This is a genomic window from Nonlabens xylanidelens (assembly GCF_002934445.1).
Lineage (GTDB): Bacteria > Bacteroidota > Bacteroidia > Flavobacteriales > Flavobacteriaceae > Nonlabens > Nonlabens xylanidelens.
In genome coordinates, this window is record NZ_PTJE01000002.1 from 447,888 (window position 1) to 474,359 (window position 26,472).

The 26,472-nt window shown below is 34.2% G+C and carries 28 protein-coding genes; 14 read left to right on the top strand and 14 right to left on the bottom strand.

The window, feature by feature from the left end; genetic code table 11:
- Positions 1-35: 35 nt before the first annotated feature.
- Positions 36-575: a hypothetical protein gene (locus LY01_RS07150; RefSeq protein WP_146080382.1), complete on the top strand. Its 540-nt coding sequence runs from the start codon at positions 36-38 to the stop codon at positions 573-575.
- Positions 576-678: 103 nt separating this feature from the next.
- Positions 679-1,350 (top strand): hypothetical protein, encoded by a 672-nt coding sequence (locus LY01_RS07155; RefSeq protein ID WP_146080383.1) that lies wholly within the window; start codon positions 679-681, stop codon positions 1,348-1,350.
- Between the two features lie 15 nt (positions 1,351-1,365).
- Here the strand turns inward: LY01_RS07155 and LY01_RS07160 are convergent, their stop codons facing one another.
- The 3 genes from LY01_RS07160 to rpmH form a co-directional block, all read right to left on the bottom strand.
- Positions 1,366-1,722, bottom strand: a complete 357-nt coding sequence (locus tag LY01_RS07160) for a hypothetical protein (RefSeq protein WP_104515141.1) — start codon at positions 1,720-1,722, stop codon at positions 1,366-1,368.
- Positions 1,723-2,080: 358 nt separating this feature from the next.
- Positions 2,081-4,933: a carbamoyl-phosphate synthase large subunit gene (gene carB / locus LY01_RS07165; RefSeq protein WP_104515142.1), complete on the bottom strand. Its 2,853-nt coding sequence runs from the start codon at positions 4,931-4,933 to the stop codon at positions 2,081-2,083.
- A 104-nt stretch (positions 4,934-5,037) separates the two neighbouring features.
- The gene (gene rpmH / locus LY01_RS07170) at positions 5,038-5,202 is read right to left on the bottom strand and encodes a 50S ribosomal protein L34 (RefSeq protein ID WP_082438615.1); all 165 of its coding nucleotides are present in this window, start codon (positions 5,200-5,202) and stop codon (positions 5,038-5,040) included.
- A 514-nt stretch (positions 5,203-5,716) separates the two neighbouring features.
- Here rpmH and LY01_RS07175 point away from each other — a divergent pair.
- Entirely contained in the window at positions 5,717-6,232 is a 516-nt protein-coding gene (locus tag LY01_RS07175; protein ID WP_104515143.1) for a tetratricopeptide repeat protein, read from the top strand.
- Between the two features lie 63 nt (positions 6,233-6,295).
- Here LY01_RS07175 and LY01_RS07180 read toward each other — a convergent pair whose 3' ends face one another.
- From LY01_RS07180 to rpsA, 6 genes are all read right to left on the bottom strand, one after another.
- Entirely contained in the window at positions 6,296-6,925 is a 630-nt protein-coding gene (locus tag LY01_RS07180; protein ID WP_104515144.1) for a hypothetical protein, read from the bottom strand.
- A 12-nt stretch (positions 6,926-6,937) separates the two neighbouring features.
- Positions 6,938-7,858, bottom strand: coding sequence for a ribonuclease Z (locus LY01_RS07185; protein WP_104515145.1), 921 nt, complete (start codon positions 7,856-7,858; stop codon positions 6,938-6,940).
- 75 nt (positions 7,859-7,933) lie between these two features.
- The gene (locus LY01_RS07190) at positions 7,934-8,266 is read right to left on the bottom strand and encodes a ribonuclease Z (RefSeq protein WP_104515146.1); all 333 of its coding nucleotides are present in this window, start codon (positions 8,264-8,266) and stop codon (positions 7,934-7,936) included.
- Positions 8,259-9,194, bottom strand: a complete 936-nt coding sequence (locus LY01_RS07195; RefSeq protein WP_104515147.1) for an aspartate carbamoyltransferase catalytic subunit — start codon at positions 9,192-9,194, stop codon at positions 8,259-8,261. Before LY01_RS07195 ends, LY01_RS07190 begins: the two co-directional genes overlap by 8 nt.
- The gene (gene pyrR / locus LY01_RS07200) at positions 9,194-9,739 is read right to left on the bottom strand and encodes a bifunctional pyr operon transcriptional regulator/uracil phosphoribosyltransferase PyrR (RefSeq protein WP_104515148.1); all 546 of its coding nucleotides are present in this window, start codon (positions 9,737-9,739) and stop codon (positions 9,194-9,196) included. The genes LY01_RS07195 and pyrR overlap by 1 nt, the downstream gene beginning before the upstream one ends.
- A gap of 338 nt (positions 9,740-10,077) precedes the next feature.
- Positions 10,078-11,922: a 30S ribosomal protein S1 gene (gene rpsA / locus LY01_RS07205; RefSeq protein ID WP_104515149.1), complete on the bottom strand. Its 1,845-nt coding sequence runs from the start codon at positions 11,920-11,922 to the stop codon at positions 10,078-10,080.
- Between the two features lie 325 nt (positions 11,923-12,247).
- Between rpsA and LY01_RS07210 the strand changes: the two genes are divergently transcribed.
- The 4 genes from LY01_RS07210 to LY01_RS07225 all read left to right on the top strand — a co-directional run bounded on the left by LY01_RS07210 (position 12,248) and on the right by LY01_RS07225 (position 16,067).
- On the top strand, positions 12,248-14,377 hold the full coding sequence (locus tag LY01_RS07210; protein ID WP_104515150.1) for a vWA domain-containing protein: 2,130 nt from the start codon (positions 12,248-12,250) through the stop codon (positions 14,375-14,377).
- A 96-nt stretch (positions 14,378-14,473) separates the two neighbouring features.
- The gene (locus LY01_RS07215) at positions 14,474-15,118 is read left to right on the top strand and encodes a carboxypeptidase-like regulatory domain-containing protein (RefSeq protein ID WP_170034549.1); all 645 of its coding nucleotides are present in this window, start codon (positions 14,474-14,476) and stop codon (positions 15,116-15,118) included.
- A 35-nt stretch (positions 15,119-15,153) separates the two neighbouring features.
- Positions 15,154-15,612: a DUF1801 domain-containing protein gene (locus tag LY01_RS07220; protein WP_104515152.1), complete on the top strand. Its 459-nt coding sequence runs from the start codon at positions 15,154-15,156 to the stop codon at positions 15,610-15,612.
- A 2-nt stretch (positions 15,613-15,614) separates the two neighbouring features.
- Positions 15,615-16,067, top strand: a complete 453-nt coding sequence (locus LY01_RS07225; protein WP_104515153.1) for a hypothetical protein — start codon at positions 15,615-15,617, stop codon at positions 16,065-16,067.
- Between the two features lie 103 nt (positions 16,068-16,170).
- Here LY01_RS07225 and cmk read toward each other — a convergent pair whose 3' ends face one another.
- The 4 genes from cmk to LY01_RS07245 form a co-directional block, all read right to left on the bottom strand.
- Positions 16,171-16,866 carry a (d)CMP kinase gene (gene cmk / locus LY01_RS07230; RefSeq protein WP_104515154.1) on the bottom strand — a complete coding sequence of 232 codons (696 nt, stop codon included), beginning with the start codon at positions 16,864-16,866 and terminating at the stop codon, positions 16,171-16,173.
- On the bottom strand, positions 16,867-17,880 hold the full coding sequence (porQ, locus tag LY01_RS07235; RefSeq protein ID WP_104515155.1) for a type IX secretion system protein PorQ: 1,014 nt from the start codon (positions 17,878-17,880) through the stop codon (positions 16,867-16,869).
- A 79-nt stretch (positions 17,881-17,959) separates the two neighbouring features.
- The gene (gene mtaB / locus LY01_RS07240; RefSeq protein WP_104515156.1) at positions 17,960-19,288 is read right to left on the bottom strand and encodes a tRNA (N(6)-L-threonylcarbamoyladenosine(37)-C(2))-methylthiotransferase MtaB; all 1,329 of its coding nucleotides are present in this window, start codon (positions 19,286-19,288) and stop codon (positions 17,960-17,962) included.
- A gap of 163 nt (positions 19,289-19,451) precedes the next feature.
- On the bottom strand, positions 19,452-19,814 hold the full coding sequence (locus LY01_RS07245; protein ID WP_104515157.1) for a nuclear transport factor 2 family protein: 363 nt from the start codon (positions 19,812-19,814) through the stop codon (positions 19,452-19,454).
- A 170-nt stretch (positions 19,815-19,984) separates the two neighbouring features.
- On the opposite strand from LY01_RS07245, the gene LY01_RS07250 reads away from it, so the two are divergent.
- From LY01_RS07250 to LY01_RS07275, 6 genes are all read left to right on the top strand, one after another.
- Positions 19,985-20,593 (top strand): tRNA-(ms[2]io[6]A)-hydroxylase, encoded by a 609-nt coding sequence (locus tag LY01_RS07250; protein ID WP_104515158.1) that lies wholly within the window; start codon positions 19,985-19,987, stop codon positions 20,591-20,593.
- Between the two features lie 29 nt (positions 20,594-20,622).
- Positions 20,623-21,675, top strand: a complete 1,053-nt coding sequence (locus LY01_RS07255; RefSeq protein WP_104515159.1) for a COX15/CtaA family protein — start codon at positions 20,623-20,625, stop codon at positions 21,673-21,675.
- 104 nt (positions 21,676-21,779) lie between these two features.
- On the top strand, positions 21,780-22,256 hold the full coding sequence (locus LY01_RS07260; protein ID WP_104515160.1) for a Dps family protein: 477 nt from the start codon (positions 21,780-21,782) through the stop codon (positions 22,254-22,256).
- Positions 22,257-22,413: 157 nt separating this feature from the next.
- A complete protein-coding gene (locus tag LY01_RS07265) occupies positions 22,414-22,641 on the top strand; it encodes a putative signal transducing protein (RefSeq protein WP_104515161.1) in 228 nt (75 codons plus the stop codon).
- Between the two features lie 139 nt (positions 22,642-22,780).
- Positions 22,781-23,311 (top strand): IS1096 element passenger TnpR family protein, encoded by a 531-nt coding sequence (locus tag LY01_RS07270; RefSeq protein WP_104515162.1) that lies wholly within the window; start codon positions 22,781-22,783, stop codon positions 23,309-23,311.
- A 3-nt stretch (positions 23,312-23,314) separates the two neighbouring features.
- Positions 23,315-24,373 (top strand): nucleoid-associated protein, encoded by a 1,059-nt coding sequence (locus LY01_RS07275; protein ID WP_104515163.1) that lies wholly within the window; start codon positions 23,315-23,317, stop codon positions 24,371-24,373.
- 71 nt (positions 24,374-24,444) lie between these two features.
- Here the strand turns inward: LY01_RS07275 and LY01_RS07280 are convergent, their stop codons facing one another.
- Positions 24,445-25,509, bottom strand: a complete 1,065-nt coding sequence (locus LY01_RS07280; protein WP_104515164.1) for a hypothetical protein — start codon at positions 25,507-25,509, stop codon at positions 24,445-24,447.
- Positions 25,510-25,568: 59 nt separating this feature from the next.
- Here LY01_RS07280 and LY01_RS07285 point away from each other — a divergent pair, with 59 nt between their 5' ends.
- On the top strand, positions 25,569-26,465 hold the full coding sequence (locus tag LY01_RS07285) for an ABC transporter ATP-binding protein (protein ID WP_104515165.1): 897 nt from the start codon (positions 25,569-25,571) through the stop codon (positions 26,463-26,465).
- Positions 26,466-26,472 lie beyond the last annotated feature (7 nt).

Here is a 26,472-nt window from a genome sequence, read left to right on the forward strand (position 1 = left end):
AATACGTTATGATCTATTTTGGAAAACAAAAAATCATGAAATACATTTTTGTAATTCTATTATTAACCTTGACCAGTTCATGTAAACAGCAAGAAGACAACAAGTCTATAAATATTGAGTCAACTAAAAAGGAAGAAACGACACCTCTTAGAATATCAAAAGATTCTATAAACACTTCTTTTCCAATACAAATAGAGAATGAGAAAGGATTTATTAAAATATTTGGACAACGACAATTCAAAAACAATCAATTAATTTCCAGTAACTTCACTATATCTATTGCAGATATACCTAAATATCTTTTAGTACAAAATATAGAGAAAGAAAGTTTTAAAATTTCGGACACCGACTTAAAAAAAACGGATACAATTAATATGAATAACTTCGTTATTAAAAATATCAAATTTGAATTTGTGAGAGCAAACACTCTTTATTTCAACGCTGTTCTTCAAAATCCTTTGAACAAAAGAGAAATAGTTGGAAGATTTAATTTATTCTATCAAACCAATAAAAAAGGGAGAGTTTATGGATGGATTGTAGATGAAATAAGAGCGGCAACTATTACAAATAACTGATTATGTAACTCAAAGTGAAGGAAGCACTCTATAATTTAATTTTACAATTACGTAACCTTTACCATCTCGAAAACATTTAATTAATGAGTTTTAAGAAGTATTAATGAATAACAAACGACATATTTTACTTTTAATACTTTTGACTTTTAATTTGATTAATTCTCAAAATCAATTAGAAAATGATCAAAAAGAATTCAATCTTATAGCAGGTATCGCACCACTATCATTAATTGATGTTTTTGATGGTATATCAATTCGTCCAACAGTTGACATAAAACTTTATAAAAATTATGCGCTTGGATTAGAATACGGACATTATTTAGACATTGATGGCGAATTTAAACGCGGACAAACTGGTTACTTAATCAAATTAACCTTTAAGTATTACTTGAATAAAGAGCGTGTTTTTGGAAATTACATCGCCTTAGAGTATCAATATAAAAACGTCACCTTTGGTTTAGATGATCAAATTTCTTTTCCCGATCAAGAATCATTTGTAAAAAACTATTCATTGAATAGAAAATCAAATGTTTACACAATTAAATTTGGTGAAACAACATCTATAAGTAAACATTTAGTAATTGACTTCTATGTAGGTCTTGGAGTCCGTTTTCTAAACTCAACTGCAAGTGGAATTAGTCCAGAAGAACTTGATAATATTAGTACTACAGAAGATAATGAAGATACTTTAATAGAAGGCCTTTATATTGAACCTGGCAATTTTATAAGACCTAATTTAACTTTAGGTTTCAAGTTAGGATATAAAATATTTTAAACTATTAAATTAAGACTATATATCTTTAAACAGCAAATAATAAATCAAAACGATGATTAAGAAGAAGTAAACTCTATTATTAAAATATTTGTTCCAAGAAATGATTGGAAAAGAAAAACCTTTAGTACTACCTTTCAATTCATGTTCAAAACTTCTTGGTTGCATTAAAATATCCTTAGTAAGGTAAGAAAAGTCTTTATCCTGTCTTGGAGTATTTGATTCAACAAACTGTTCATAGGTTTGTTTTTTTACCTTAAAATAAACGTAAATTAGAAAAAAAGAAATAATCACTAATGTGCCAACTTCATATCTTTGAACTAATGTTGGGTCTAACGTTATACCGCTACTAAATGATCCATCGTATATCTTCATAGTTATTAAAAATTGAACATAAATATAGACAATTAATTAGTCTTTACTCAATAAATTAAACCATCAGGAACTGATTTAGACTATGCAAACACGAATAGTTGCCATGTCAATTCTTACTAACAATACGAAAATTAAAACTTTTTATAATCTCGTGATGATAATATTTATCGACTGTATTCGAACTAGTATATCTTTCGCGAAAGCGAAACCACAACTTAAAACAAAAAGCCCTAAAAGCTTCAAACTTTTAGGGCTTTGATTTATAATACTGTTGTCAGTCTGAGCTTGTCGAAGACGAGTTGAAATCCAAATATTAAATCAACTTCGACAAGCTCAGTTTGACACCTGCATAAGTAAATTACTTACTCAAATACATTCTACGTCTTGCGTACAAGTCATAAAAAGCATCGTCTTTAAGACTGTCTATAAATAAGATACTTTCTCCAGTAGATTTCATTTCTGGTCCTAGACGTTTATCTACGTTAGGAAACTTATTGAAAGAGAATACTGGTTGCTTGATCGCATAACCATCTAATTGTGGATTAAAATCAAAGTCAGTTACCTTATTATGACCTAACATAACCTTTGTAGCATAGTTTACATAAGGCTCTTTGTAGGCTTTGGCAATAAATGGAACTGTACGAGATGCTCTTGGATTTGCTTCAATGATGTATACTTTTTCATCCTTGATCGCAAACTGTATGTTAATCAACCCTACTGTATCTAGCGCAAGTGCTATCTTCTTAGTATGATCTTTAATTTGCTGCATTACCAGGTCACCTAGGTTAAATGGTGGTAACAACGCATTTGAATCTCCAGAATGGACACCACATGGCTCTATATGCTCCATTATACCAATAATGTAAACATTCTCTCCGTCACAAATTGCGTCTGCCTCTGCCTCTATCGCTCCATCCAGATAATGGTCTAATAAAAGTACATTGTTAGGTATCTTTTTTAAGATATCTACAACGTGCTCTTCTAACTCGTCTTTATTGATAACGATTTTCATCCCTTGACCACCTAATACATAAGAAGGTCTAACTAAGATAGGAAAATCTAATTTCTCAGCTACTTGAAGAGCCTCAGCTGGTGTAGTTGCTGTTGCAAATTCAGGGAAAGGAATGTTATTCTTAAGTAACATTTCAGAGAACAACCCACGATCTTCGGCAAGATCTAGAGCTTTATAACTAGTTCCTAAAATCTTAATACCGTAACGTTCTAGTTTTTCAGCTAGCTTTAAAGCCGTCTGTCCACCTAGTTGAACTATTACACCTTCTGGCTTTTCATGACGTATAATGTCATAAATATGTTCCCAAAATACAGGTTCAAAATATAATTTATCTGCCGTATCAAAATCGGTTGAAACCGTTTCTGGATTACAGTTAATCATGATCGTTTCATAACCACATTCTTGAGCTGCATAAACTCCATGCACACAACAGTAGTCAAATTCTATTCCCTGTCCGATACGGTTAGGACCAGAACCTAGAACAATTACTTTCTTTTTGTCAGATACCACGCTTTCATTTTGCACGTAGCGCTCTCCATCTGCAGTTTCTATATCTGCCTCAAATGTGGAGTAATAATATGGTGTATCTGCTTTAAATTCTGCCGCACAAGTATCAACGAGTTTATAAACTCTATTGATTTTCATTTCCTCACGTAAATTATATACCTCTGACTCGAGACATCCTAACATATGCGCGATCTGGCGGTCTGCAAATCCTTTTTGTTTTGCTTCTAGTAGTAGCTTTCGCGAAAGCGTGCCCACATCATACTTCCCTATTTCTTTTTCTAATAAGAAGAGTTCTTCAAACTGCTTTAAGTACCACATGTCTATTTTAGTAATCTCAAAGATTCTATCTAATGAGATTCCCATAGCTACGGCATCATATAGTGCAAAAACACGATCCCAACTTGCGTTAGTTAGTTTTTCAATCACCTGATTATAATCCGTATAACCTTTACCGTCTGCTCCTAAACCATTACGTTTAATTTCTAGTGACTGTGTCGCTTTATGAAGTGCTTCTTGGAAAGAACGACCTATTCCCATTACCTCTCCTACGGCTTTCATCTGAAGACCTAGAGTACGATCAGATCCTTCAAACTTATCAAAGTTCCAACGTGGGATTTTTACAATTACATAATCTAAAGTAGGCTCAAACAATGCCGATGTATTACCGGTAATTTGATTATTTAACTCGTCTAGTGTGTAACCTAGCGCTAGTTTAGTAGCAATTTTTGCAATAGGGTAACCTGTCGCTTTACTTGCTAGTGCAGAAGATCTAGATACACGAGGGTTGATCTCGATAGCGATAATCTCTTCTTTCTCATCTGGACTTACTGCAAACTGTACGTTACATCCACCTTCAAATTCACCTATACTACGCATCATGTGGATAGCCATGTCACGCATTTTCTGGAAAGTGCGGTCTGATAGCGTCATGGCAGGAGCTACTGTAATAGAATCTCCTGTATGGATTCCCATAGGATCCATATTTTCAATAGTACATATAATAACTACGTTATCGTTTTTATCGCGTAGTAATTCTAATTCATATTCTTTCCAGCCCAGTAAGGCTTTATCGATCATTACCTCGTGAATAGGAGAAACCTCTAAACCTACGGTTAATAATTCGTCATAATCTTCTTCATTATGGACAATAGCTGCACCAGCACCGCCTAGAGTAAAAGAAGAACGTATACATAAAGGAAAACCAAATTCTTGAGCAATTTCCTTTCCTTTTAAGAAAGAAGTAGCAGTGGCTTGTGGCGCCATACCTACTCCTATTTCACCCATCAACAATCTGAATTTCTCTCTGTCCTCAGTAATGTTAATTGCATCGATATCTACACCGATCATATCTACGTTATGATCTTCCCAAATACCTTTTTCCTGCGCCTCAATACAAAGATTTAACGCTGTCTGTCCACCCATAGTAGGAAGTACAGCATCAATTTGTGGGTGCTCTTTAAGGATTTGTTTAAGTGAAGTAGTTGTTAATGGTAAAAGGTACACATGATCTGCCATAGAAGGGTCAGTCATGATAGTTGCCGGATTTGAATTAATTAAAATGGTCTCTATTCCTTCTTCTCTTAGAGATCTTAAAGATTGAGAACCTGCATAATCAAACTCACACGCTTGACCTATGATTATAGGCCCGCTACCTATTAATAAAATGGATTTGAGGTCTTTTCTTTTTGGCATTATAAAGTGATTTTATGGGACTTAGGTAATTTGGTAATAGGGTACAAAAAAAGGCGTCAATTCTAATGAATTAACGCCTAAAGTATAATTAAAGATAAATCATATTATCTTTTGTGTCTTCTTTCAGTAGAAACAGATAATTTTTTACGTCCTTTAGCTCGGCGACGAGCAAGAACTTTACGACCGTTTGCAGAAGCCATGCGCTCTCTGAAACCGTGCTTGTTTCTTCTTTTCCTTTTACTTGGTTGGTATGTTCTTTTCTGTGCCATAGCTTGAAATCTGTATCTATATAATAAAAAGGCTTTAAACCTTAGATTTTAATCGGCTGCAAATATAACAACTCTTATTTTACTTACAACAGGAAATTCACTTTTTTTGAAAATATTTTTCTACTAATTCCTAATCAGTTTCATTTTCAGCTTTAAAGATAATGATAAGATCAATACCTATCTAATAGCTAAGTAATAAAATTTTAAAACTACCAGTTCAGTTCTTATCTAGCGACAGCTTTGTATCTATTCCTTGTCTAGACTATTATACTTAAGACTCTTTACTATAGTTTACTATTCTGTCTATCCAATCTTATTGTATATAGTTTAAAACATAATATTACTTCTACCCTTCAAAAACGGTAATTTATATTTGAATTTGCAGTAACCGACAAAAGACTTTAATCACTTTACTTTTAAAGGTTATATCCATTTACAGAATAAAACACTACCCTTTCCTGAAAACAAAAACTCCTTAAATCCTTATCTTTGCAAACTTCAAAACACACCTATAATGTTTAACAAAAACATCAAACTGGTTATCACTGCTATTATTGTAGCATATGCCATATATCAATTTACTAGAAACGAGATCCTTACAGGGATTTTCTTAATCTTATTTTCAGGAATCTTCATATTTCTTTACTTTAAAAACGAGATGATCTTACTTGCATTTAATCGTTTAAGAAAGCAAGATTTTCCAGGTGCAAAAAAATGGTTAGATAAAATAACAGATCCAGAAGCTGCTCTAGTACAAAAGCAACAAGGTTATTATAACTATTTACACGGTCTTATGATTTCTCAAGAAAACATGACCAAAGCTGAGAAATACTTTAAAAAAGCTATCGCATTAGGTCTTAACATGGATCAAGATCTTGCGGTTGCCAAATTAAACCTAGCAGGTATCTCTATGATGAAGCGTCGCAAACGTGAAGCTACTGCCCTACTTAGTGAAGCAAAGAAACTAGATAAACAAGGAATGCTAGCCGATCAGATAAAAATGATGAAGCAGCAAATGAAGAAGATTTAATTCTAGATTTAAGAAACTGGATAAAATAATAAAGCCCGATCTCGCGATCGGGCTTTATTCGTTTTAAAATCTCAGATCACTTGTGTCGAAATAGTCAACACCTAACTCTAATTGCAATTGATAATCATAATACCCCCCTAATACTCCTATTGCTATAAAAAAATTTATATTGGGATTTCTCAAATCTGACCTGTTCAACTCAGTTAAAATATAGTATTCACTAAGCCACCAGTTAATATCTAAAAAACCTGATTCATCAAGCTCTTTTTCCATAGTTTTCACAATTTTCAAATCATTATTCAAATTTGATAAATATGAAGCAAATTTTGTTTCTGGCGAAATACAAGGTGATTGATAATCTTGATTTACTGCGTATAAAGTCGACCTACACTCACTCCAAATAACATTTGGGTGTTTAGAAATAAAATCACCAACTTTATCAGAAACAGTATCATCAAACATCTCAAATAAAACACACATATCTCCATCGATATCTCTTAAAACACCACGATAACAACTTAAATCATTTTGACTTTCACAAACTCTAGAATTAAACAGCTCCACGAGCGTTTGTATATCTGCTAATTCTTCTTGATTGTAGATAGATTTCATTTCCTGACTGGGAATGAATTTTTGTTCCTTTTTTGAACAACTTACTAAGAGAATTAAAAAAAGTAAAACAATAAATCTCATGTTTTTTAGATTTTACAATTTTGGATTACTAAACTCAAACACTTTTCCATCCATCGCTAGCTCACTGTTCTCAAAGACTTCTCTGGCCTCTGACCTGAAGAGCTCATAATCACCATAACGTGATGAATAATGACCTAATATAAGTGTCCCAACCTTTGCCTTTAAAGCGATAGTTGCAGCCTGCTCTGCCGTGCTGTGTTTTGTTCTGTCACAAAGATTTTCATGTGCTTTTAAAAAGGTGCTTTCATGATACAAAGCTGTAACTCCTGTAATTTGCGGTACAATGTCTTCTTTATAAACCGTATCGCTACAAAATGCATAACTTTTAGGCTTATCACCATCCATAGTCAACTCTTCATTTGCGATGACTTCACCGTTATCTAAAGTAACATCATGACCTTGTTTTACTTTACGATAATAGGCCTGATCTACTCCATATTCTTCACAAGCGACTATATCCAGACGCCTGTCACCTGGCTTTTCTTGAAATAAGAAACCGTGTGTAAATACGCGATGCTCCAGTGGTATAGTTGTTACTGTTAGAGAATCATCTTCTAGTAGAAGTTGTGGGATGTTTTCTACGCTTTCGCGAAAGCGTAAATCAAAAGCTGTATATACCTTTGCTAACTTTAATTGAATAAGAATTAACTCTTTAATCCCTTTAGGACCATAAATAGTTAACTCAGAATCACGACTTAATAAACAAAATGTAGAAATTAAACCTATCAATCCATATACATGATCGCCATGTAAATGTGAAATAAAAATATGCTTGATACGAGCAAACTTAATACGATTTTTACGCAACGCCATTTGCGTACCTTCTCCACAATCTATGAGAAATAAATGACCTTTCATCTCTAGAATTTGAGCCGTAGGACGTGCGTTATCTCGAGGTGTTGCGCTGTGACAACCAAGTATTGTTAATTTCAAATTGTGTGTTTTAATACTATAAATAGCGTTTTAGAGCAAATAGAAGGTACCGCTGCAGCGTCATGGTAAATAGATCTAAAAGCCTAGATCGCGTTCAATCTCTTCCATCTCTATCACATCTTGTGCTTCTTGAATAGTAGGCACAATCATTAACTCTTCTGGAATCTCATCTATAGAAATGGCAGTATTTACCATTACAAAAGATTGCTTAGAAGCCCTGTGATTATTACTCAATTCTAAAAAGGAAATTAAATCCATTAAAGATGCTTTATCATACTGTAGTAGATCAACGACTACATTCTTACCAGTAAATTGGTCATTTATTCGGTTTAAAAATGAAGCGAAATCTTTAATATCATCTCGCTCATCTTTTAGTACTATATACTTATCGTGTTCTTCACTAATCATTTCTTCTAATTTTTGCAGCTACTAAATATAAAACTGCCATTCTAATAGCGACACCATTTTCTACCTGATTCAAAATAATAGCTTGATCAGAGTCTGCGACGTCACTTGTAATTTCTACACCTCTATTAATAGGTCCAGGGTGCATGATTACAATATCTTTTTTAAGACTGTCTAACAATTCTCGATTTACACCGTATTGCTGCACATATTCTCTAACACTTGGGAAATAAGAAATATCCATACGCTCGTTTTGAACGCGTAGCATATTTGCTACATCACACCATTCTAGAGCTTTTTTGAGATTAAGCTCTACTTTCACCCCTAGAGATTCAATATGTTTAGGTAAAAGAGTCGCAGGACCACAAACCATAACCTCGGCTCCTAGTTTCTTAAGACAGTAAATGTTTGATAACGCTACACGGCTGTGTAAAATATCTCCCACTATAACTACTTTCTTACCTTTAAGACTACCTAATTTTTCTCTTATGGAATAACTATCCAGTAACGCTTGAGTAGGATGCTCATGAGCGCCATCTCCTGCATTTACTATTCTAGCGTCTACATGCTTAGAAAGAAAGACTCCAGCACCAGGATGAGGATGCCTCATAACGACTAGATCTACCTTCATAGCTAGAATATTATTTACTGTATCAACTAAGGTCTCTCCTTTCTTAACTGAACTTTGTGCCGCACTGAAGTTAATCACATCTGCACTCAATCTTTTTTCAGCAAGTTCAAAAGACAGTTTTGTTCTTGTAGAGTTTTCAAAAAAGAGATTTGCTATGGTAATATCTCTTAAAGAAGGAACCTTTTTAATAGGCCTGTTGATCACTTCTTTAAACTGATCTGCAGTTTTGTGAATTAAATTGATATCCTCAACGGTAAGGTATTTAATCCCTAAAACATTATCAACACTCAACTCACTCATTAGTCTTCATTTTTTAAAAGGTAAACAGCATCTTCTCCTCCATTCTCTTTCCAGAGCACTTTTACTTTTTGATTATTTATTGCATCTACCTGTCTGCCATTATAATCTGGCTGTATAGGTAAATGTCTAGAAAATCTTCTATCGATAAGAGTTAACAACTCTATAGTATCTGGCCTACCAAAAGATTGCAAAGCTGTAAGTGCTGCGCGTATGCTTCTACCAGTATATAACACATCATCCACAATGACTACACGCTTATTTTCTACTAAAAAATTAATCTCTGTAGAATTTGCTTTTAATGGCTCATCATTTCTTCTGAAATCATCTCTATAGAAAGTAATATCTAACAAACCAGTTTTTAAGTTTTTAATCTTATAGTTGGTTTTTAAAATTTCAGCAAGTCTATTCAGTAAAAAACTACCTCTAGGCTGTAAACCTACAAGGGCCGTATTTTCAAATGTGTCGTGATTTTCAATTAATTGGCAAGCTAATCTGTGAAGTATAATATCCAGAGCTGCGGCGTCGAGAAGTAATTTTTGACTCATGAAACCAATTTAATTTCAAAATTATAGCAGTAAAATTACTGCCTATACTAGCAAAGATAAGTATTTTGAACTGTCCTTAAAGTCTGTATTTTATTTATTGAAATAAAAAAGGAAGTTTACATAAAAATGCCTCCTATTAACCACAAAACAAAAGCATAAATCTCGTTAAAAAACTTAGTATCTGTAAGGCCAACTATCAAATACGTGACCACATTTATATTTTAACTGTGTACTATCACACAACCAGCATCTTTATAATCGAATAAAAAAAAGACATAAAAAAAACCCTTATCAGAAAACTGATAAGGGTTTTAAGGTTTAGAATTTAAAAACTATTACTAGTTCTTACCTTCCATTCTATCTTTAAGTGCTTGTAACTTAGAGTTTGCATCACCTAATGTAGGCTTAGACTCTTCAGCAGACTTAGCAGCTGCTTGTTGTACATTCTTAGCTTCTTCTTCTTTATGAAGAATCATGTGAGAACCTACTACACGCTTAAATTCTTTGTTGAATTCAATGATCTGGATTTGCGCCTTCTCACCTTTCTTCAATTTAGAACCATCTTCTTTTTCTAAGTGACGTGTTGGAATAAACACAGAGATATCTTCATTAAAGTTAACTACAGCACCTTTGTCTACAGTTTCAGTAATTTCAATATCGTGAGTTGTTCCTACACCGAATTCACCTTCGTACTTATCCCATGGGTTAGGCATAGTTTGCTTATGACCTAGAGATAATTTACGTCCTTCTACGTCTAGTTCAAGAACCACTACTTCTAGTGTATCTCCTACTGCACAGAATTCAGATGGGTGCTTCACTTTCTTAGTCCAAGAAAGGTCAGAGATGTAAATTAATCCATCAACACCTTCTTCAAGTTCTACAAATACACCGAAGTTAGTAAAGTTTCTTACTGTACCAGAGTGCTTAGAACCTACAGGATACTTAGTAGTAATGTCAGTCCATGGATCTGGGTGAAGTTGCTTCATACCTAGAGACATCTTACGATCTTCTCTATCAATAGTAAGAACCTCAGCATCGATGATATCACCTACTTTTACGAAGTCACCAGCACTTCTTAAGTGCGTAGACCATGACATTTCAGAAACGTGAACAAGTCCTTCAACTCCTTCTTCTACTTCTACAAATGCACCGTAATCAGCAATAACAACTACTTTACCTTTTACTTTATCTCCAGTTTTGATCTTGTCAGAAAGAGCTTCCCATGGGTGAGCTTCTAATTGCTTAAGACCTAATTGGATACGAGATTTATCTTCGTCAAAGTCAAGGATTACCACGTTAAGTGTCTGATCTAGTTCTACAACCTCATTAGGGTGGTTGATACGTGACCAAGAAAGGTCAGTAATGTGAACAAGTCCATCAACACCACCTAGATCAACAAATACACCGTAAGAAGTAATGTTTTTAACAACACCTTCAAGTACCTGTCCTTTTTCTAGACGAGAGATAATTTCTTTCTTCTGCTCTTCGATATCTGCTTCGATAAGCGCTTTGTGAGATACTACAACGTTTTTGAATTCGTGGTTGATTTTCACAACTTTAAATTCCATTGTTTTATCTACGTACTGGTCATAATCACGGATAGGCTTCACATCAATTTGTGAACCTGGTAAGAATGCTTCGATACCGAATACATCTACGATCATACCACCTTTAGTACGACATTTAACGTAACCGTTTACGATTTCGCCAGTGTCATGTGCATTGTTAACGCGTTCCCAAGCCTTGATAAGACGTGCTTTACGGTGAGAAAGGATCAATTGTCCAGTCGCATCTTCACGTACATCTACAAGAACTTCAACCTTATCACCTTCTTTAAGGTTCTGGTTGTAACGGAATTCGTTAAGAGAAATAGCACCTTCAGACTTTGCGTTAATATCAATGATAGCATCACGATCAGTAATCTTGATAACTACACCTTCAATTACATCAGTATCGATAGTGTCAACAAAGTTGTCAGATACTAATTTTTCAAAAGCCTTTAATTGCTCCTCATCAACTTTTTCGATTCCTTCACTATAACGTTCCCAGTCAAAAGAGTCTAGAAATGCAGCAGGATCTTCTTGTTGTGGAGAAGTAATTACTGGAGTTTTTTTCTCAGTTTGAGCGTCTGCTACACCATCTTGTGAAGCGTCCCACTCTTTGTTTGTTTGATTTTCAGCCATAATAGGTTGCTGATTAAAATTTGTATTCTAAAAAAGTAGCGGAAACTTATAGAACCTTTTAAAGAAGAGTTATATAAATATTTGATTCCCAACCGGTTTCCTTATTCTCGATTTGGGTTTGCAAAAGTACATCCTTTTTTAATCATTAACAATACTTAAGTCTATGAAAATGTTGTTTTAATTACGCTTTCGCGAAAGCGTACCAAACATCCATTTATCTATATCTAGTATAGTTTTTACTCATTGAAAAGAGGCTTTCACTCATTCACTGTTTTTTAAAGCAACTCGGAAAGCTAATTTTAATCAACATTTAAAACCAAATCCCATGAAAAAACTACTACTTTTTACAGCAATTGTTATAACAGCGATGAGTTGTTATGCAAAAAACATAACCGGTAAGATAACCGATTCAGATGGCGGTCTTTTAGGTGCCACTATTTCCATCAAAGGTGGCAAAGCAAATACTACCAGCGATTTTGATGGTAACTATTCTATAGAAGCAAGTCCTGAAGATGTTATCGTATTTAGTTACACTGGTTACGATACTCAAGAAATTGTAGTAGGCAACCAGACTATTATTAATGTGGTGATGCAAACTAGTCTTGATGCTGTTGTAGTAGTGGGATATAGCAACCATATTAAAAGTAAGAATTATGCAGCATCTTCCACCATAACCGCCAGACCTAATGCAAGTGTTATACAACGCTTATCTGGTCAAGTAGCAGGAGTACATATTCAAAATTCGAATGGCCAACCAGGAGCAAACACTTCTATACGTGTACGTGGAATGGCTTCTAACAATTCAGCAAATCAGCCTCTTATTGTTATGAATGGCAGGATGATAACAGAAAAAGAATTAAACAGCTTAGATCCTACCGATATATCTAGTATTGAGGTTTTAAAAGATGCTTCTGCTACTGCCATTTATGGAAATCGCGGGACAAATGGAGTCATTCTTATCAATACGGAGAATGATGTAAAACTGAATGAAGCCGCTGTAGTGATACATCAACTAAGAGATCTATTTGCAAATGAATCCTATAAGAACATTGAAGAAAACGAATTTACTCGAGTAGGTAACGCTCCTCTTTCCACTTTTTCTATTGATGTTGATAAAGCTTCTTATAGTAATGTGCGCCGTATGATTAACAACGGACAGACCGTTACTCCTGATGCCGTAAAAATTGAAGAGATGATTAATTATTTTAACTATGATTATGATCAGCCTACGGGAGATCATCCATTTGCCGTTCATACTGCAGTATCAAAAACACCATGGAATAGAGAGACACAACTAGTGAAAATAGGTTTGCAAGGAAAGGACGTAAATAAAGATCAATTACCTGCATCACACTTGACATTTTTAATAGATGTTTCTGGTTCTATGTCAGATCAAAACAAATTGCCTTTATTGAAATCTGCTTTTAAAATATTAGTGCAACAATTAAGAGAAAAAGACAAAGTCTCGATAGTTGTGTATGCAGGTGCTGCAGGAATTGTATTAAAACCTACTTCTGGCGCTGACAAGGAAACGATTATTAACTCACTAGAAAACCTCAATGCAGGTGGCTCTACCGCTGGCGGACAAGGAATAGAACTTGCTTATAAAGTAGCGCAAGAAAACTTTATTAAAGACGGAAACAATCGAGTGATTCTAGCTACAGATGGAGATTTTAACGTAGGAGCATCCAGCGACAAAGCGATGGAAAAACTTATCGAAGAAAAAAGAAAGAGCGGTGTGTTCTTATCGGTTCTAGGAATGGGTTATGGCAATTATCAAGATTCTAAACTAGAAACATTAGCCGATAAAGGAAATGGAAATCACGCTTACATTGATAACATTCAGGAAGCACGTAAGGTTTTCGGCAAAGAGTTTAACGGAAGTTTATACACCATTGCCAAAGATGTAAAACTACAAGTAGAATTCAATCCTAAGAATGTGCTAGCATATAGATTGATAGGATATGAAAACAGATTGCTAGCAACCGAAGATTTTATAGATGACACTAAAGATGCTGGCGAACTAGGAATAGGTCATACAGTAACCTCGTTATATGAAATCATCCCTACAGGAAAAGACAGCAAACATCTAAAAGAACTGACCGATTTAAAATATACTGACACCTCTTTTTCTAAGGATTTTAATAAGGAATTATTTACAGTAAAACTGCGCTATAAAAAACCAGCTCGAGAAAAAAGCACACTTATGGAATTTATTCAAAAAAACAAAACAACTAGAGCAGATGACAACATGCAGTTTGCAGCAGCAGTTGCCATGTTTGGCATGCAATTGAGGCATTCTAAGTATTATAATGAAACTACTCTGGAAGATGTGATCCAACTTGCTAAAAAAGGTAAAGGTAAAGATGAAGACGGTTATCGTGCCGAATTTATAAGGCTTGTAGAAGCATACCAAGCTTATAGGAACGAAAGCCTCTCTTACTCTGGTAATTAAATAATTCAACCTCGCAGATCAAATAAAAAGAACAGCTTAAAAGCCAGAAGTATGTTCTTGATCTGTGAGGTTATTTATATATTTAAAATACTTATTATGAAATCAATCTCTTTCTTATTTATTATCATATCATTATTCTCTTACAGTCAGCAAAAAATTAGTGGAACTGTACATGATAATAATGGCAGCTTACTTGGAGCAACCATATCAATTCATAAAACAAATAAAACAACATCAACAGATTTTGATGGAAATTACAACATACTAGCTGCCACAGGAGACACATTAAATTTTAAATATGACGGACATTTTTCAAATCAAGTTGTAGTAGAAAATGATACTATCATAAAAACAAAGATGAAAATGATAGCACCATACACCTACATAGGATATCAAGGTGTTTATATGAAATGTTTTGGCGCTTTCACTATACCGATTAATTACTTACCATTAAGAGATTTGTTAATGGCAAGAAAGAACATGGAAAACTCAATTACACCACAATTAATTGATGGTAGATTAATCTCTCTAGATGGTATTTTCATAAATAAAAAAGAATTCAACAATATTCCACCGTTAGAGATCAAGTCTGTTACTCTTTTGAAAAACTCAAAAGAAAATATTGGACATATGAGAACTACTCCTCATTTGATAATAACTACAAAAGAAGAGAATTTCAAAAATTTATTTGAATTCATAAAACGCTTTAGAGATATTATTCCAGCTGATTTAAGGAAATGAAAAGTAATTTTATTTTTAAATTCTAATTTACAACTATGACTTCAAAAGCAACCACAGCTCAAGAGTACTTAAAAAACCTTCCAGAAGATCGTTTGCAACCTATAAGTGATTTACGTGATGTTGTTCTTAAAAACTTACCTGCAGGATTTGAAGAAGGAATGCTTTATGGTATGCTGGGCTATTATGTTCCTAAAGAAGTTTATGAACCAGGTTACCACGTAGGTAAAGAATGGACGCCATTACCATTTATAAATATCGCTTCTCAAAAGAATTTTATCGCTTTATATCACTCTGGTATTTATGCAAATCCAGAATTGATGGAATGGTTTAAGGCAGAATACTCCAAACATTCTAAGTACAAACTGGACATGGGGAAAAGCTGTATTCGTTTTAAGAAGGTAGATAATATCCCACTAGATCTTATTGCAGAATTATGTCAAAAAATGACACCGCAGGAATGGGTGCAGATTTATGAAAGTGTGATTAAGAAATAGTCATGAAGAAACCAGAGTTTTTATACCTATTGCTTGGAGCTAGTTTTGTTTCATATCGTTTTGCAAAAAGATTTGTAAAGGATAAATTAAAATCAGATTTTAGATATGATATTATTTTAAATTATTCAAATGATGATCCTGCTATGGAACAGTTTGATTTTTATCCAGAGGATAATGATAAAAGATTTTTCAACCTTAATGAGAACGAAGTTGTCGATATATTATGTAGAAAAAACAAAGTTCCCGTATGGATAGATATTTCAGTATGTAAAGTAGATCGAAAATTTACAACATTCAATTTATTATGCGCAGGACGATACTCTGATAATCCTGATGAATATTATTATAAGAAAAATGGTTCAGGCCCATTCGGTATTAAAAGCCCAAATTTCCCACCTGGACATAATAAAGATGAAAAATTTAAACTCAAGAATTCTAATCAATTAAAGTTTTAAGAATAATAACTTTCTAACCAAGGGGAAATAGGTTAACCTAGAGACAAAAAAGGCAACACCAAAGGAGCAATTCAAATGGCTTGATGCGATTATAGAAAAAGAACTAAGCTTTTTCAACAGCAATCTCAGCCCAAGAGACTAACAATTCAAATTGTTCTTCTCTCGTCATTTTTGAAGTATCTAATAATTTTGCTTCTGGTAATTGAATAAGTGGACTATCTTCTCTTGTAGAATCTATATGATCTCTTCCTATTACATTTTCTAGCACTTCTTCTAGGGAGACGTCATCACCTCTTTCTAGCAACTCTGCATAACGTCTTTGTGCACGTACTTCTGGTGCTGCGGTCATAAATACTTTAAGCTCTGCATCTGGAAAAACAACACTTCCTATGTCACGACCATCCATAACGATACCTTTCTCCTCACCCATTGCTTTTTGTTGTTCTACCAGCTTTGCACGCACTTCAGATATTTCTGCTACTTTACTTACTATACCACTTACTTCCAGCGTGCGTATTTGCTTTTCTATATTCTCACCATTTAAATACACATCTGCACGATCTGTGTCTTTATTGTATTTAAAACTGATGTGAATATCTGGTAAAGATTCAACTAGCTTTTCAATATCTAAAGAACCTTTTGCGAGCAAGTTTTCGCGTAAAGCGTAAAAAGAAACCGCTCTATACATCGCACCAGTATCTACATAGACATATTGCAATTTTACAGCAAGTTGTTTTGCTGCTGTACTTTTACCAGTACTAGAATGTCCATCTATAGCGATTGTAATTTTCTTACTCATTTATTGCAAATTTATATTAACCCCAAAAAGGCTCGTATGTGACGCTAGTGTATACCTAGCATGTGTGTAACTAAATCTTAAATTATTCATTTTTAAAGAAAAACCAGCACTCACACCAGAAAAAGCTCTCGTGTTCTCTATGCGCAATTCTTCGGCTCTTCTAAAACTGTATCCTAAACGTACTTCAAAAACTTGTTCTGGAAAAATCTCTAATCCTAATACAGTATGTCTCAAAGCATTGTTAATAAATCCAGGTTTCTCATCTGTCACATTACCATCTAGATCTGTTTGCGCGTTTGCCTCATTAACAAAGGCTATATTCCATTGTTGTAAATTCTCTAGAGTGACGTGCAGTCTTAAAGGAAGGTACTTCATGTTATTAGAAAAACCAGCCGATATCTCCAAAGGAAGATCTTCATAAATCTCATTATAAGGTGTAAATTGTGTCCCTAGATTACGTACAACTACCGCTGCACGTATAGCCTTATCTTCATTATAATATAAGAAACCTATATCTACCGCTCCACCAAAGGATGTGTAGATATCTAATTTTGAAGAAATGAATTTCAAGTTAGCCCCTACATAAAAGTCAGACCACGGTATATTATAAGCATAACCCATAGAGACGGCCACCTCACTACCACCGAATTCTCCGGTAGAGTTACCTTGCTCGTCAAAACCATCAAATTTCCCGTAATTTAAGTAAGTAACACCGGCATGAAAGGTTTGCACGTGTCTATCCCAGGTATAAGCATAACTAGCAGTACCATAATTTACATCTCCTAAATAATTGACATAATTGACCTGTAACTGATTATCCATTTTAGGATTAATAGTTGCCGGATTCAGGATTCCCGACGTAGGATCATAATCTACAGCAGTAAGTACCCTACCACCTAGAGCTGCTTGCTTTGTTCCAGATACCAAGTTTAAGAACTGGTATGTAGATTTTCCTCCTATTTGCGCTTTCGCGAAAGCGGAACATAACAAAATAACAAGAAACAAGTGACGCATCAATGGTTTTTCAATAACTGCAAATGAATAACGCTTGCAAGTTTAATTTATTTTTATGTGAAGTAAGGTATTTTAAAGTTTAATCTATTGCCTCTATGCGTACTATTCCATCTTCTTCTATGGATAATAGTTTCACATTGTGCAATTGGTTTACAAATTCTGGATTCCAGTAAGTTTTTACTTTTACATAATTCTCTGTAAATCCATGAATAAAGCCCTCTTTATTCTCTGCTTCCCATAATACTGTTTTAGTCTTCCCTAACTGACTTTCATAAAAAGAACGACGTTTCTTTACAGACAGACCACGTAGCATTTTAGATCTTTTTTTACGTACGTTAATAGGTACAGCACCTTCCATAGTAGCGGCTGGTGTGTTTTCTCTTTCTGAATACGTGAATACATGTAGATATGAGAGATCTAGTTCACTTAAATAATTATAAGTATCTAGAAAATGGTCGTCTGTCTCTCCTGGAAATCCTACTATCACATCTACACCTATACAACAGTCTGGCATCACTTCTTTAATCTTACTGACACGATCTGTATATAACTCTCGATTATAGCGACGCTTCATCTTACCTAACAACTCGTTATTACCGACTTGTAATGGTATATGGAAATGAGGCACAAAGGCATTTGCTCCAGAGACAAATTCTATAGTCTCATTCTTCAATAAGTTAGGTTCTATAGAAGAAATACGTAAACGCTCTATTCCTTTTACTGTATCTAGTGCGTGAACTAGATCTAGAAAAGTATGCTCATGACGTTTATTACCGTGCTCGCCTTTTCCATAATCACCTATATTAACACCTGTAAGGACTATTTCTTTAATCCCTTGCTCGCTTATCTGTCTTGCATTATCCATTACATTTTGTAAAGTATCACTACGCGAGATTCCACGAGCTAGCGGTATGGTGCAGTATGTACATTTATAATCACAACCGTCTTGCACTTTTAGAAAAGCCCTAGTTCTATCACCTATAGAGTAAGATCCTACGTAAAAATCTGCCTCATCTATTTCACAAGAATGTACTTGTGCTGGTTCTTCCTTAGACAGCTGATTAAGATAATCGGTAATTTTAAATTTTTCTGTAGCACCTAGAACAAGATCTACGCCATCTACAGCGGCCAGTTCTTCTGGTTTTAATTGCGCATAACAACCTACTGCTATAACAAAAGCATCTTCATTTACCTTCTGCGCTTTTTTAACCACAGATTTAAAACGTTTATCTGCATTTTCTGTAACACTGCAGGTATTCACCACATAGATATCTGCTTTTTCTTCAAAGTCTACTCTACCAAAACCTTCTTGTTCAAAAGAACGTGCAATGGTACTGGTCTCACTAAAATTAAGTTTACAACCTAATGTGTAAAAAGCGACTGATTTTGTAGCTGTCTCTACGGGCATATTCTGTTATGATTTAAGGGCTGCAAAGATAGTTTTTTAGTCGCAGAATTTTATTGCTACTACAGAGACTGTTTTACGGTACTGGTTATGATGTTGTTTCCGCTTTCGCGAAAGCGAGTTCTCCATCAAAAAAACAAGATAATTTAAAGCGATAGAATTAAATTTATTCTTCTGTATCATAGAAAAATTGCTCTCTCCATATTTTACCGTTTTTTACCTGATACACTCCTATTTCATTCATTTGAGAACGATGACCGCTAGGTTTGTGCGTCGTATCCATCCAGAAGGTAACAGCAAAATGACCGTCTGCAACTACAGGATCTGACACCTTATTGCCATGTACTTCAAAATTTTCTTTCCACCACTGCCCTTTTTTCTGTAAACCATCAAAACCTTTTACTTCTTTCATAGGCTCTGACATTTCTACACTGGTTATTTCTGGACTGTACAACTCTTCATAAGCTTTATGCTCTTCATTATTACGGCAGTATGCTACTAGTTGGTTTGCTACTTCTCTGGTGGTCATGATAGTATATTTTATATTAAGCACTTAAATGTACCCTTTTTATTTTTATAGGAGCAACTTATTTAACGGTATTTAAGTAGAGATAACCGTTTACCTAGTGCATATAATTTAATAGAATGAAAAGTTAACAATTCTTGTTATAAATCCACAGGGTTCACGACCTTTGTAGTATGAAAATGAAAGCCGAAAAGAAATTTACACTAGGTCTTAAATTACCCACTGATCCACGATGGGCAGATATTTCTACCATAAGCCTACAACACATTCTTACCGACCATGCTTTTTGTGAACAAAAGGCAACAAGTAATATTATATCGTTAATACAACAATATTCTGAACGTGAAGGTATTGTAGAACTCTTATCACCTGTAGTTACTGAAGAATGGGGCCATTTTAGAATGGTTATTGCAAAGTTAAAAGAACGAGGTCTGGAACTAGGTTTACAAAGACAGGATGAATATGTAAAAAAACTGGTCAAAGGAAAGAAAAAAGGCCAAAGCCGTGAAGGGTATTTTCTAGATCAACTGCTTATTTGTGCCATGATAGAAGCTCGCAGTTGTGAGCGTTTTAAAACATTATGGCAAAATCTAGATGATACAGATTTACAAGAGTTCTATTATAAATTTATGGTTGCCGAAGCCTCTCATTACAAACTCTTTTTAGAACTTGCAAAAATGCATTTTCCTGAAGATGACGTCATGGTACGCTGGAACTACTGGTTAGATTATGAAGCTAGCTTTATAAGCGATCTAGAAGTACGTGGTGATAGGTTACATTAATTAAAAAGGTTACAAAAGAAACGATTGCAATGAATAAAACTATTCAAAATTTCTTCTCAGAAAAAAGATACCGTCAGTGGCTATCTCTCAGCATCTTACTAATTTATCTTATAGTTATCGCTGGCGCTGTGGTGCGCATGACTGGTAGCGGTATGGGATGTCCAGACTGGCCTAAGTGTTTTGGTTATTTAATACCACCGACAGAGCAATCTCAAATAGAGTTCTCACCAGAAACACCGTACAAAGAAGGAATGGTGATTATAGTAGACGAAGAACTGCGTGTAGCCAAAGATGATTTTTTCTCTACAAAAACCTTTTCTGAAAAAAATTGGGAGCCTTATACTAAACATGACTATGCTCTTTTTAATGTTTACCACACCTGGACGGAGTATGTTAACCGACTGGTAGGCGCACTAGGTGGTCTGGTAGTTTTGATCATGTTTATATTTTCATTGCGTTATATAAAGAAGAGACCATGGATAACTATTTTAAGCTTTGTGGCTGTAATATCCATGGTGGTGCAGGCTGTCATAGGTAAAATAGTTGTAGACACTCATTTATCTCCAGCATTGATCACCTTTCATATGATAGTAGCGTTGCTTATCGTAGGATTATTGATTTATCTATTACATGAGGTAAAACCTATTGATTACCGTTTTAAATCTAATAAGAAAATGGCTCAATTTGCTGCTTTACTTATTATTCTAACTCTCGTACAAGTAGCAATGGGGACACAAGTTAGACAGTTTATAGACCATCAAGTAGATTTACTAGGCTATCCATTAAGCTCTACATGGTTAGAAAATGGACCGTTAGTTTTTATTATACATAGAAGTTACTCTATTTTATTAGTAATCGCACATATTTGGTTTTTCTACCAGATGATACAGAAATTTCAACATCCTAAAACTCCATACTATCTGCTAGCAAGTTTATTTGTCATCACCATTTTAAGCGGTGTTTTTATGAATTACCTAGATTTTCCTTTTGGTTCTCAGGCAGTTCATTTAGTTATCGCCTCTTTAATCTTAGGCGTACAGTTCTATTTATGGATGCGATTAAGGGTCGCACTAAAATCATAATATAAACAGCACGATAAGTAACATGTGTCACATAAGTTACTATAGATAAAGACTAACTTTATATCAAATAATTAAGAACCCACACAATATTAAAATTATACACCATGAAAAATACCAACTTAATAGGACTCGACAGCGACAAAGCAAAAGAACTAGCTGAAAAATTAAATGAACTTCTAGCTAATTACTCCATATTCTATCAAAACACCAGAGGTTATCACTGGAATATTAAAGGAGAAAAGTTTTTTGAACTACACGTAAAATTTGAAGAATTATACAATGACCTTGTTCTTAAAATAGATGAAGTTGCTGAAAGAATCCTGACACTAGGTCACACTCCTAAACACAATTATGCAGATTATAGAGCTGCTTCTCAAATTAAAGAAAGTGCACAAGTAAGTGATGGTATTGTAGCTGTAGAAGACATTTTATCTTCTTTTCAAACTATAATTATCCTTCAACGTGAATTACTATCCCTTTCTTCTGATGCTGACGACGAAGGTACTAGCGCCTTAATGAGTGATTACATAAGCTCACAAGAAAAACTAGTATGGATGTATTCTTCATTCTTAAATAAATAAAAAATGTAAACCATTATTTATATAGAAATAAAACTCTCATAATCCTTAACAAGATTACGAGAGTTTTTTTTATGAAATTCTTATCAAATATTTGAGCTTTCCATGAACTATATCTATCAATCTAACGTTTTAAATAAAAGCATTAAACAACATACTCATGGCAGAACAAGTAAGAATATACACAGCAAGTGCTATAACAATTAACAGACTAGCACAATTACTAGAAGAACAAAACATACCTTCTATTATAAAAAACAATCAAGAATCTGGTAGACTAGCCGGTTTTGGCACCACAGCAGAAAGTGTAGAACTATACATTCTAGATACTGATGTAGAAAAAGCGCAAAAAGTAGTAGATGTTTTTAAATCAGTTAACAACATTTAGAAATGTACTTATCCATAATATAATAGAACTTATTTTCCCCATGTTATTTAACAGGTTAAATACTGAAATTCCTACTAATCATAATAACATAGATCAGGTTCAAAATTCATATCTTTGCCATCCTTAAAAATTGAAGTAAATGATCTATAGATTAAGAGTTCTTCTTGATGCAAATGACGACTGTTTTAGAGACATAGAAATTGATGCTAACAGCACACTTGAAGAGTTTCACAACGTTATTGTACAGTCCTTTCAACTAGAAGGAGATGAAATGGCTAGTTTCTATGCCAGTGATGAAGAATGGAATCAAGGTGAAGAGTATTGCCTATTTGATATGAGTGGCGGTATGGCACCAGTTAAGAAAATGGCCGACACTTTATTAGAAAACGCCATGAGTAAAACTAAGACTAGGATGATCTATATTTATGACTTCTTAAGTCTATGGACGTTCTCTGTAGAACTAGCAGATATTGTTAGTAATGTATCTGGAACAGCCTATCCACAGGTAATATTTTCTGTCGGTGAATTACCTGATAACGCTCCTGACAAAGAGTTTGAAGCAGACCCTCGTTTTCATGAAGATGGAGAAGAAGAATATCGTGGTGATATAGATGATGGTGATGACGAGTTCTATGATGAGCATTCCTTTGACGAAAACGACCTATACTAGCCTATGATTAATTTATTTAACACTAGAATTGAAAACCTAGCCATACATCGTGTAGGTAATAAGAATAAAGGAGAACACCTTCTTACGTCAGATAACACCACACCGCTAGATGACGAGATGCATTCTCTTTTAAAGGAATATTTTTTAAAATCTTTCCGCTCTAAAGAAGAGGCTTATTATAGTTTCACACATGAAGATGACTTAGAGTTTCATGAGATGTACGCTTACGCGAAAGCGATATTCTCAACACCAGCTTCTTTACTAGAAAATAGTAAAAAGATGGCAAAACACTTATACCAGCAGTCAGACCATCCACACATAAGAAGTGGTGAGATATACATATGTTACTTTGATAATGTAATGGTGGACAACAATAAAACTGATGCAATAGGTATTTTTAAGAGTGAGATAAAACAAGAGTTTTTACAATTTGAAGAAGGAGAGTCTGATTTAAAGATGATCTTACAACAAGGAGTGAACTTAAATAAACTTGATAAAGGTGCCATCATATTTAATGTCGAAGAAGAAGTAGGGTACAAAATCCTTTCTGTAGATTCTAACCGTTATGATGCAAAATACTGGCTAGAGAGTTTCCTAGGTGTAGATGTTTTTGAAGATGAAAACTTCTTTACTAAGAAATATTTGAAATTTTGTCAAGACTTTGCAAAAGACGTAGTTCTACCTGCAGAGGATAAGAAGGAAGAAGTAATGTTTATGAATCGTGCAGTAAATCATTTTGCAAAAAATGACACTTTTGAAGAATCTGCCTTTTTAAATGAAACATTAGATAACCCAGATCTAATTCCAGAATTTAAAAATTATAAAGTAGATCAAGGTGCAAAACACTCTATAGAAGATGTGTCTAGTTTTCCTATCTCTAACACTGCCGTAAGTGCAGCTCGTAAAGGAATAAAAAGTGTTATTAATCTAGACACTCATGTTCAAATAAAAATGGACTTTACTAATCCTGATAGTGCAGATAAGTTTATTGAAAAAGGATGGGACGAAGAAAAACAGATGTATTACTATCTAGTTTACTTTAATCGTGAAGAAAAGAAATAAACTTTTTTACCCATACTTAAAAAATTAAAAAATGTCTCTAACGTACTTAAAGTCGTTAGAGACATTTTTATTTAATGGTCTAGATCATGGTAATTTCTCTTCACAAACTCCATAGCAGTATTTAAAATACCTCCCATACTTCTTGCCGTTTTAAATTTAACATCACCGGTAAATTCATGTAATTCTCTTTTAAGCTGTTTAAACTTTACAGGCGTCGATATAAAGTCGGCTCTCATACATTTGATAAGTTGTTTATACCTGGTTTGTGTATTAATTAAACGCTTTGCGATCAAGGCGCGTTCTTCTTTTTTATATTGTTCTATACTGGCGCTTTTTAAACACTCTGCAACATTAGTTACCATAGGAAGGTTTTCCTTAAAAAACTGTGGTCGATACACTTTTAATTTACCTTCATAAGATTGCTGGTCAAAATCTATCGCACGTATAGCATAACTTACTCTATCAAAATCATGCGTTGGAATAACTACATAGTTGTAAGAACGCATATCACCTAGTAAGCGTATCAAACAACGTTCATTAAATTTTACAAACTCCTTTGCTATTTGAGTAAGCTCCTGATGATCGCAACCATCCATATAATCTGCAATAAATTCATCACCTGGTATACCTGCTATATGCTCTTCTATGAGAGTGTCTTTGTAAACTAAAAAATTAATACGGTGTGGTGAGAGTAAATGTTCTAACTCTAACCCATAAACGCGAGAGGCATCAGCTTTTTTTACATAAAAATAAGTAAAAGCATCATTAAGAATATTACTCACCTTGATACGGAATGGTTTTGTATTTCCAAAGGTGCAATAATCAACCGCATCGACACTTAAGTAATCTAGAGTCTCATCACGTCCATCACTATGTAGAATATCATAAATTCTTTTAAGATGCCTATCTATATGCTCTCTATCAGAGTCAGAATAATAGCATCTCACCCACAAAGTATCTTCATCATTCTTATCATACACCGTTATACAACCAGCAAATCTAAGTAAATCATCATACGACACAGGTATACTAGTAGCTCGATTATACCGCTTCACATAGTCTGATAATGAACTACCTATAGGAAATGTAGGCTTCTTATTTGATAATAATTTATCATTGAGAATCTTTTCTGACATAATTACAGTAACATTTTTCGTTTCTTGCAGTCACATAATACAACAAAAAAACCTCATTCATGGAAACCATCCTTGAAATTAACCAACTTCACAAAACATATGGCGCATTAACAGCGGTAGACCATATTTCATTTAAAATTAAAAAAGGCCATGTCTATGGAATACTAGGACCTAACGGTAGTGGTAAATCCACAACTCTAGGAATGGTGCTCAATGTGGTAAACCCCACTAGCGGTGAATATAAATGGTTTGAGGGATCTACATCAAATCACGACGCTCTCAAAAGAATAGGTGCTATTATTGAGAGACCTAACTTCTACCCTAGCATGAGTGCTATTCAAAATCTAGAGTTAGTTTGCAAAATTAAAAATATAGACAAATCTAAGATTGAAGAAAAGCTAGCTGTAGTAGACCTTTTAAATCGCAGCCATTCTAAATTCAGTACGTATTCATTAGGGATGAAACAACGTCTTGCAATCGCAAGTGCGCTACTTAATGATCCTGAGATATTAATTCTAGATGAACCCACTAATGGACTAGACCCACAAGGTATAAGACAAATTAGAGACATCATACAAAAGATCGCTTCAAACGGTACTACTATATTACTTGCCTCTCACCTACTTGACGAAGTTGAAAAAGTATGTACCGATGTTATTGTTTTGAGATTAGGTAAAATGCTTTATGCAGGACCAGTAGATGAAATGAACAGAAATCACGGCTCTATTTTTATAGACGCTAGTGATAGAAAAGCTTTACATAGTTTTATTGAAAACAAACCTTATGCCGGTACCATCACTACACATGATAACGGCCTAGAAGTAAAACTTTATGAACCAGTTGATAATGCACAAATCAATAAAGATGCATTTGAGAGCGGTATTATCTTAAGCAAATTAGTGCATAGAAAACAAAGCCTAGAAGACCAATTCATCGAGTTAACTAACAAAAACTAATCCACGC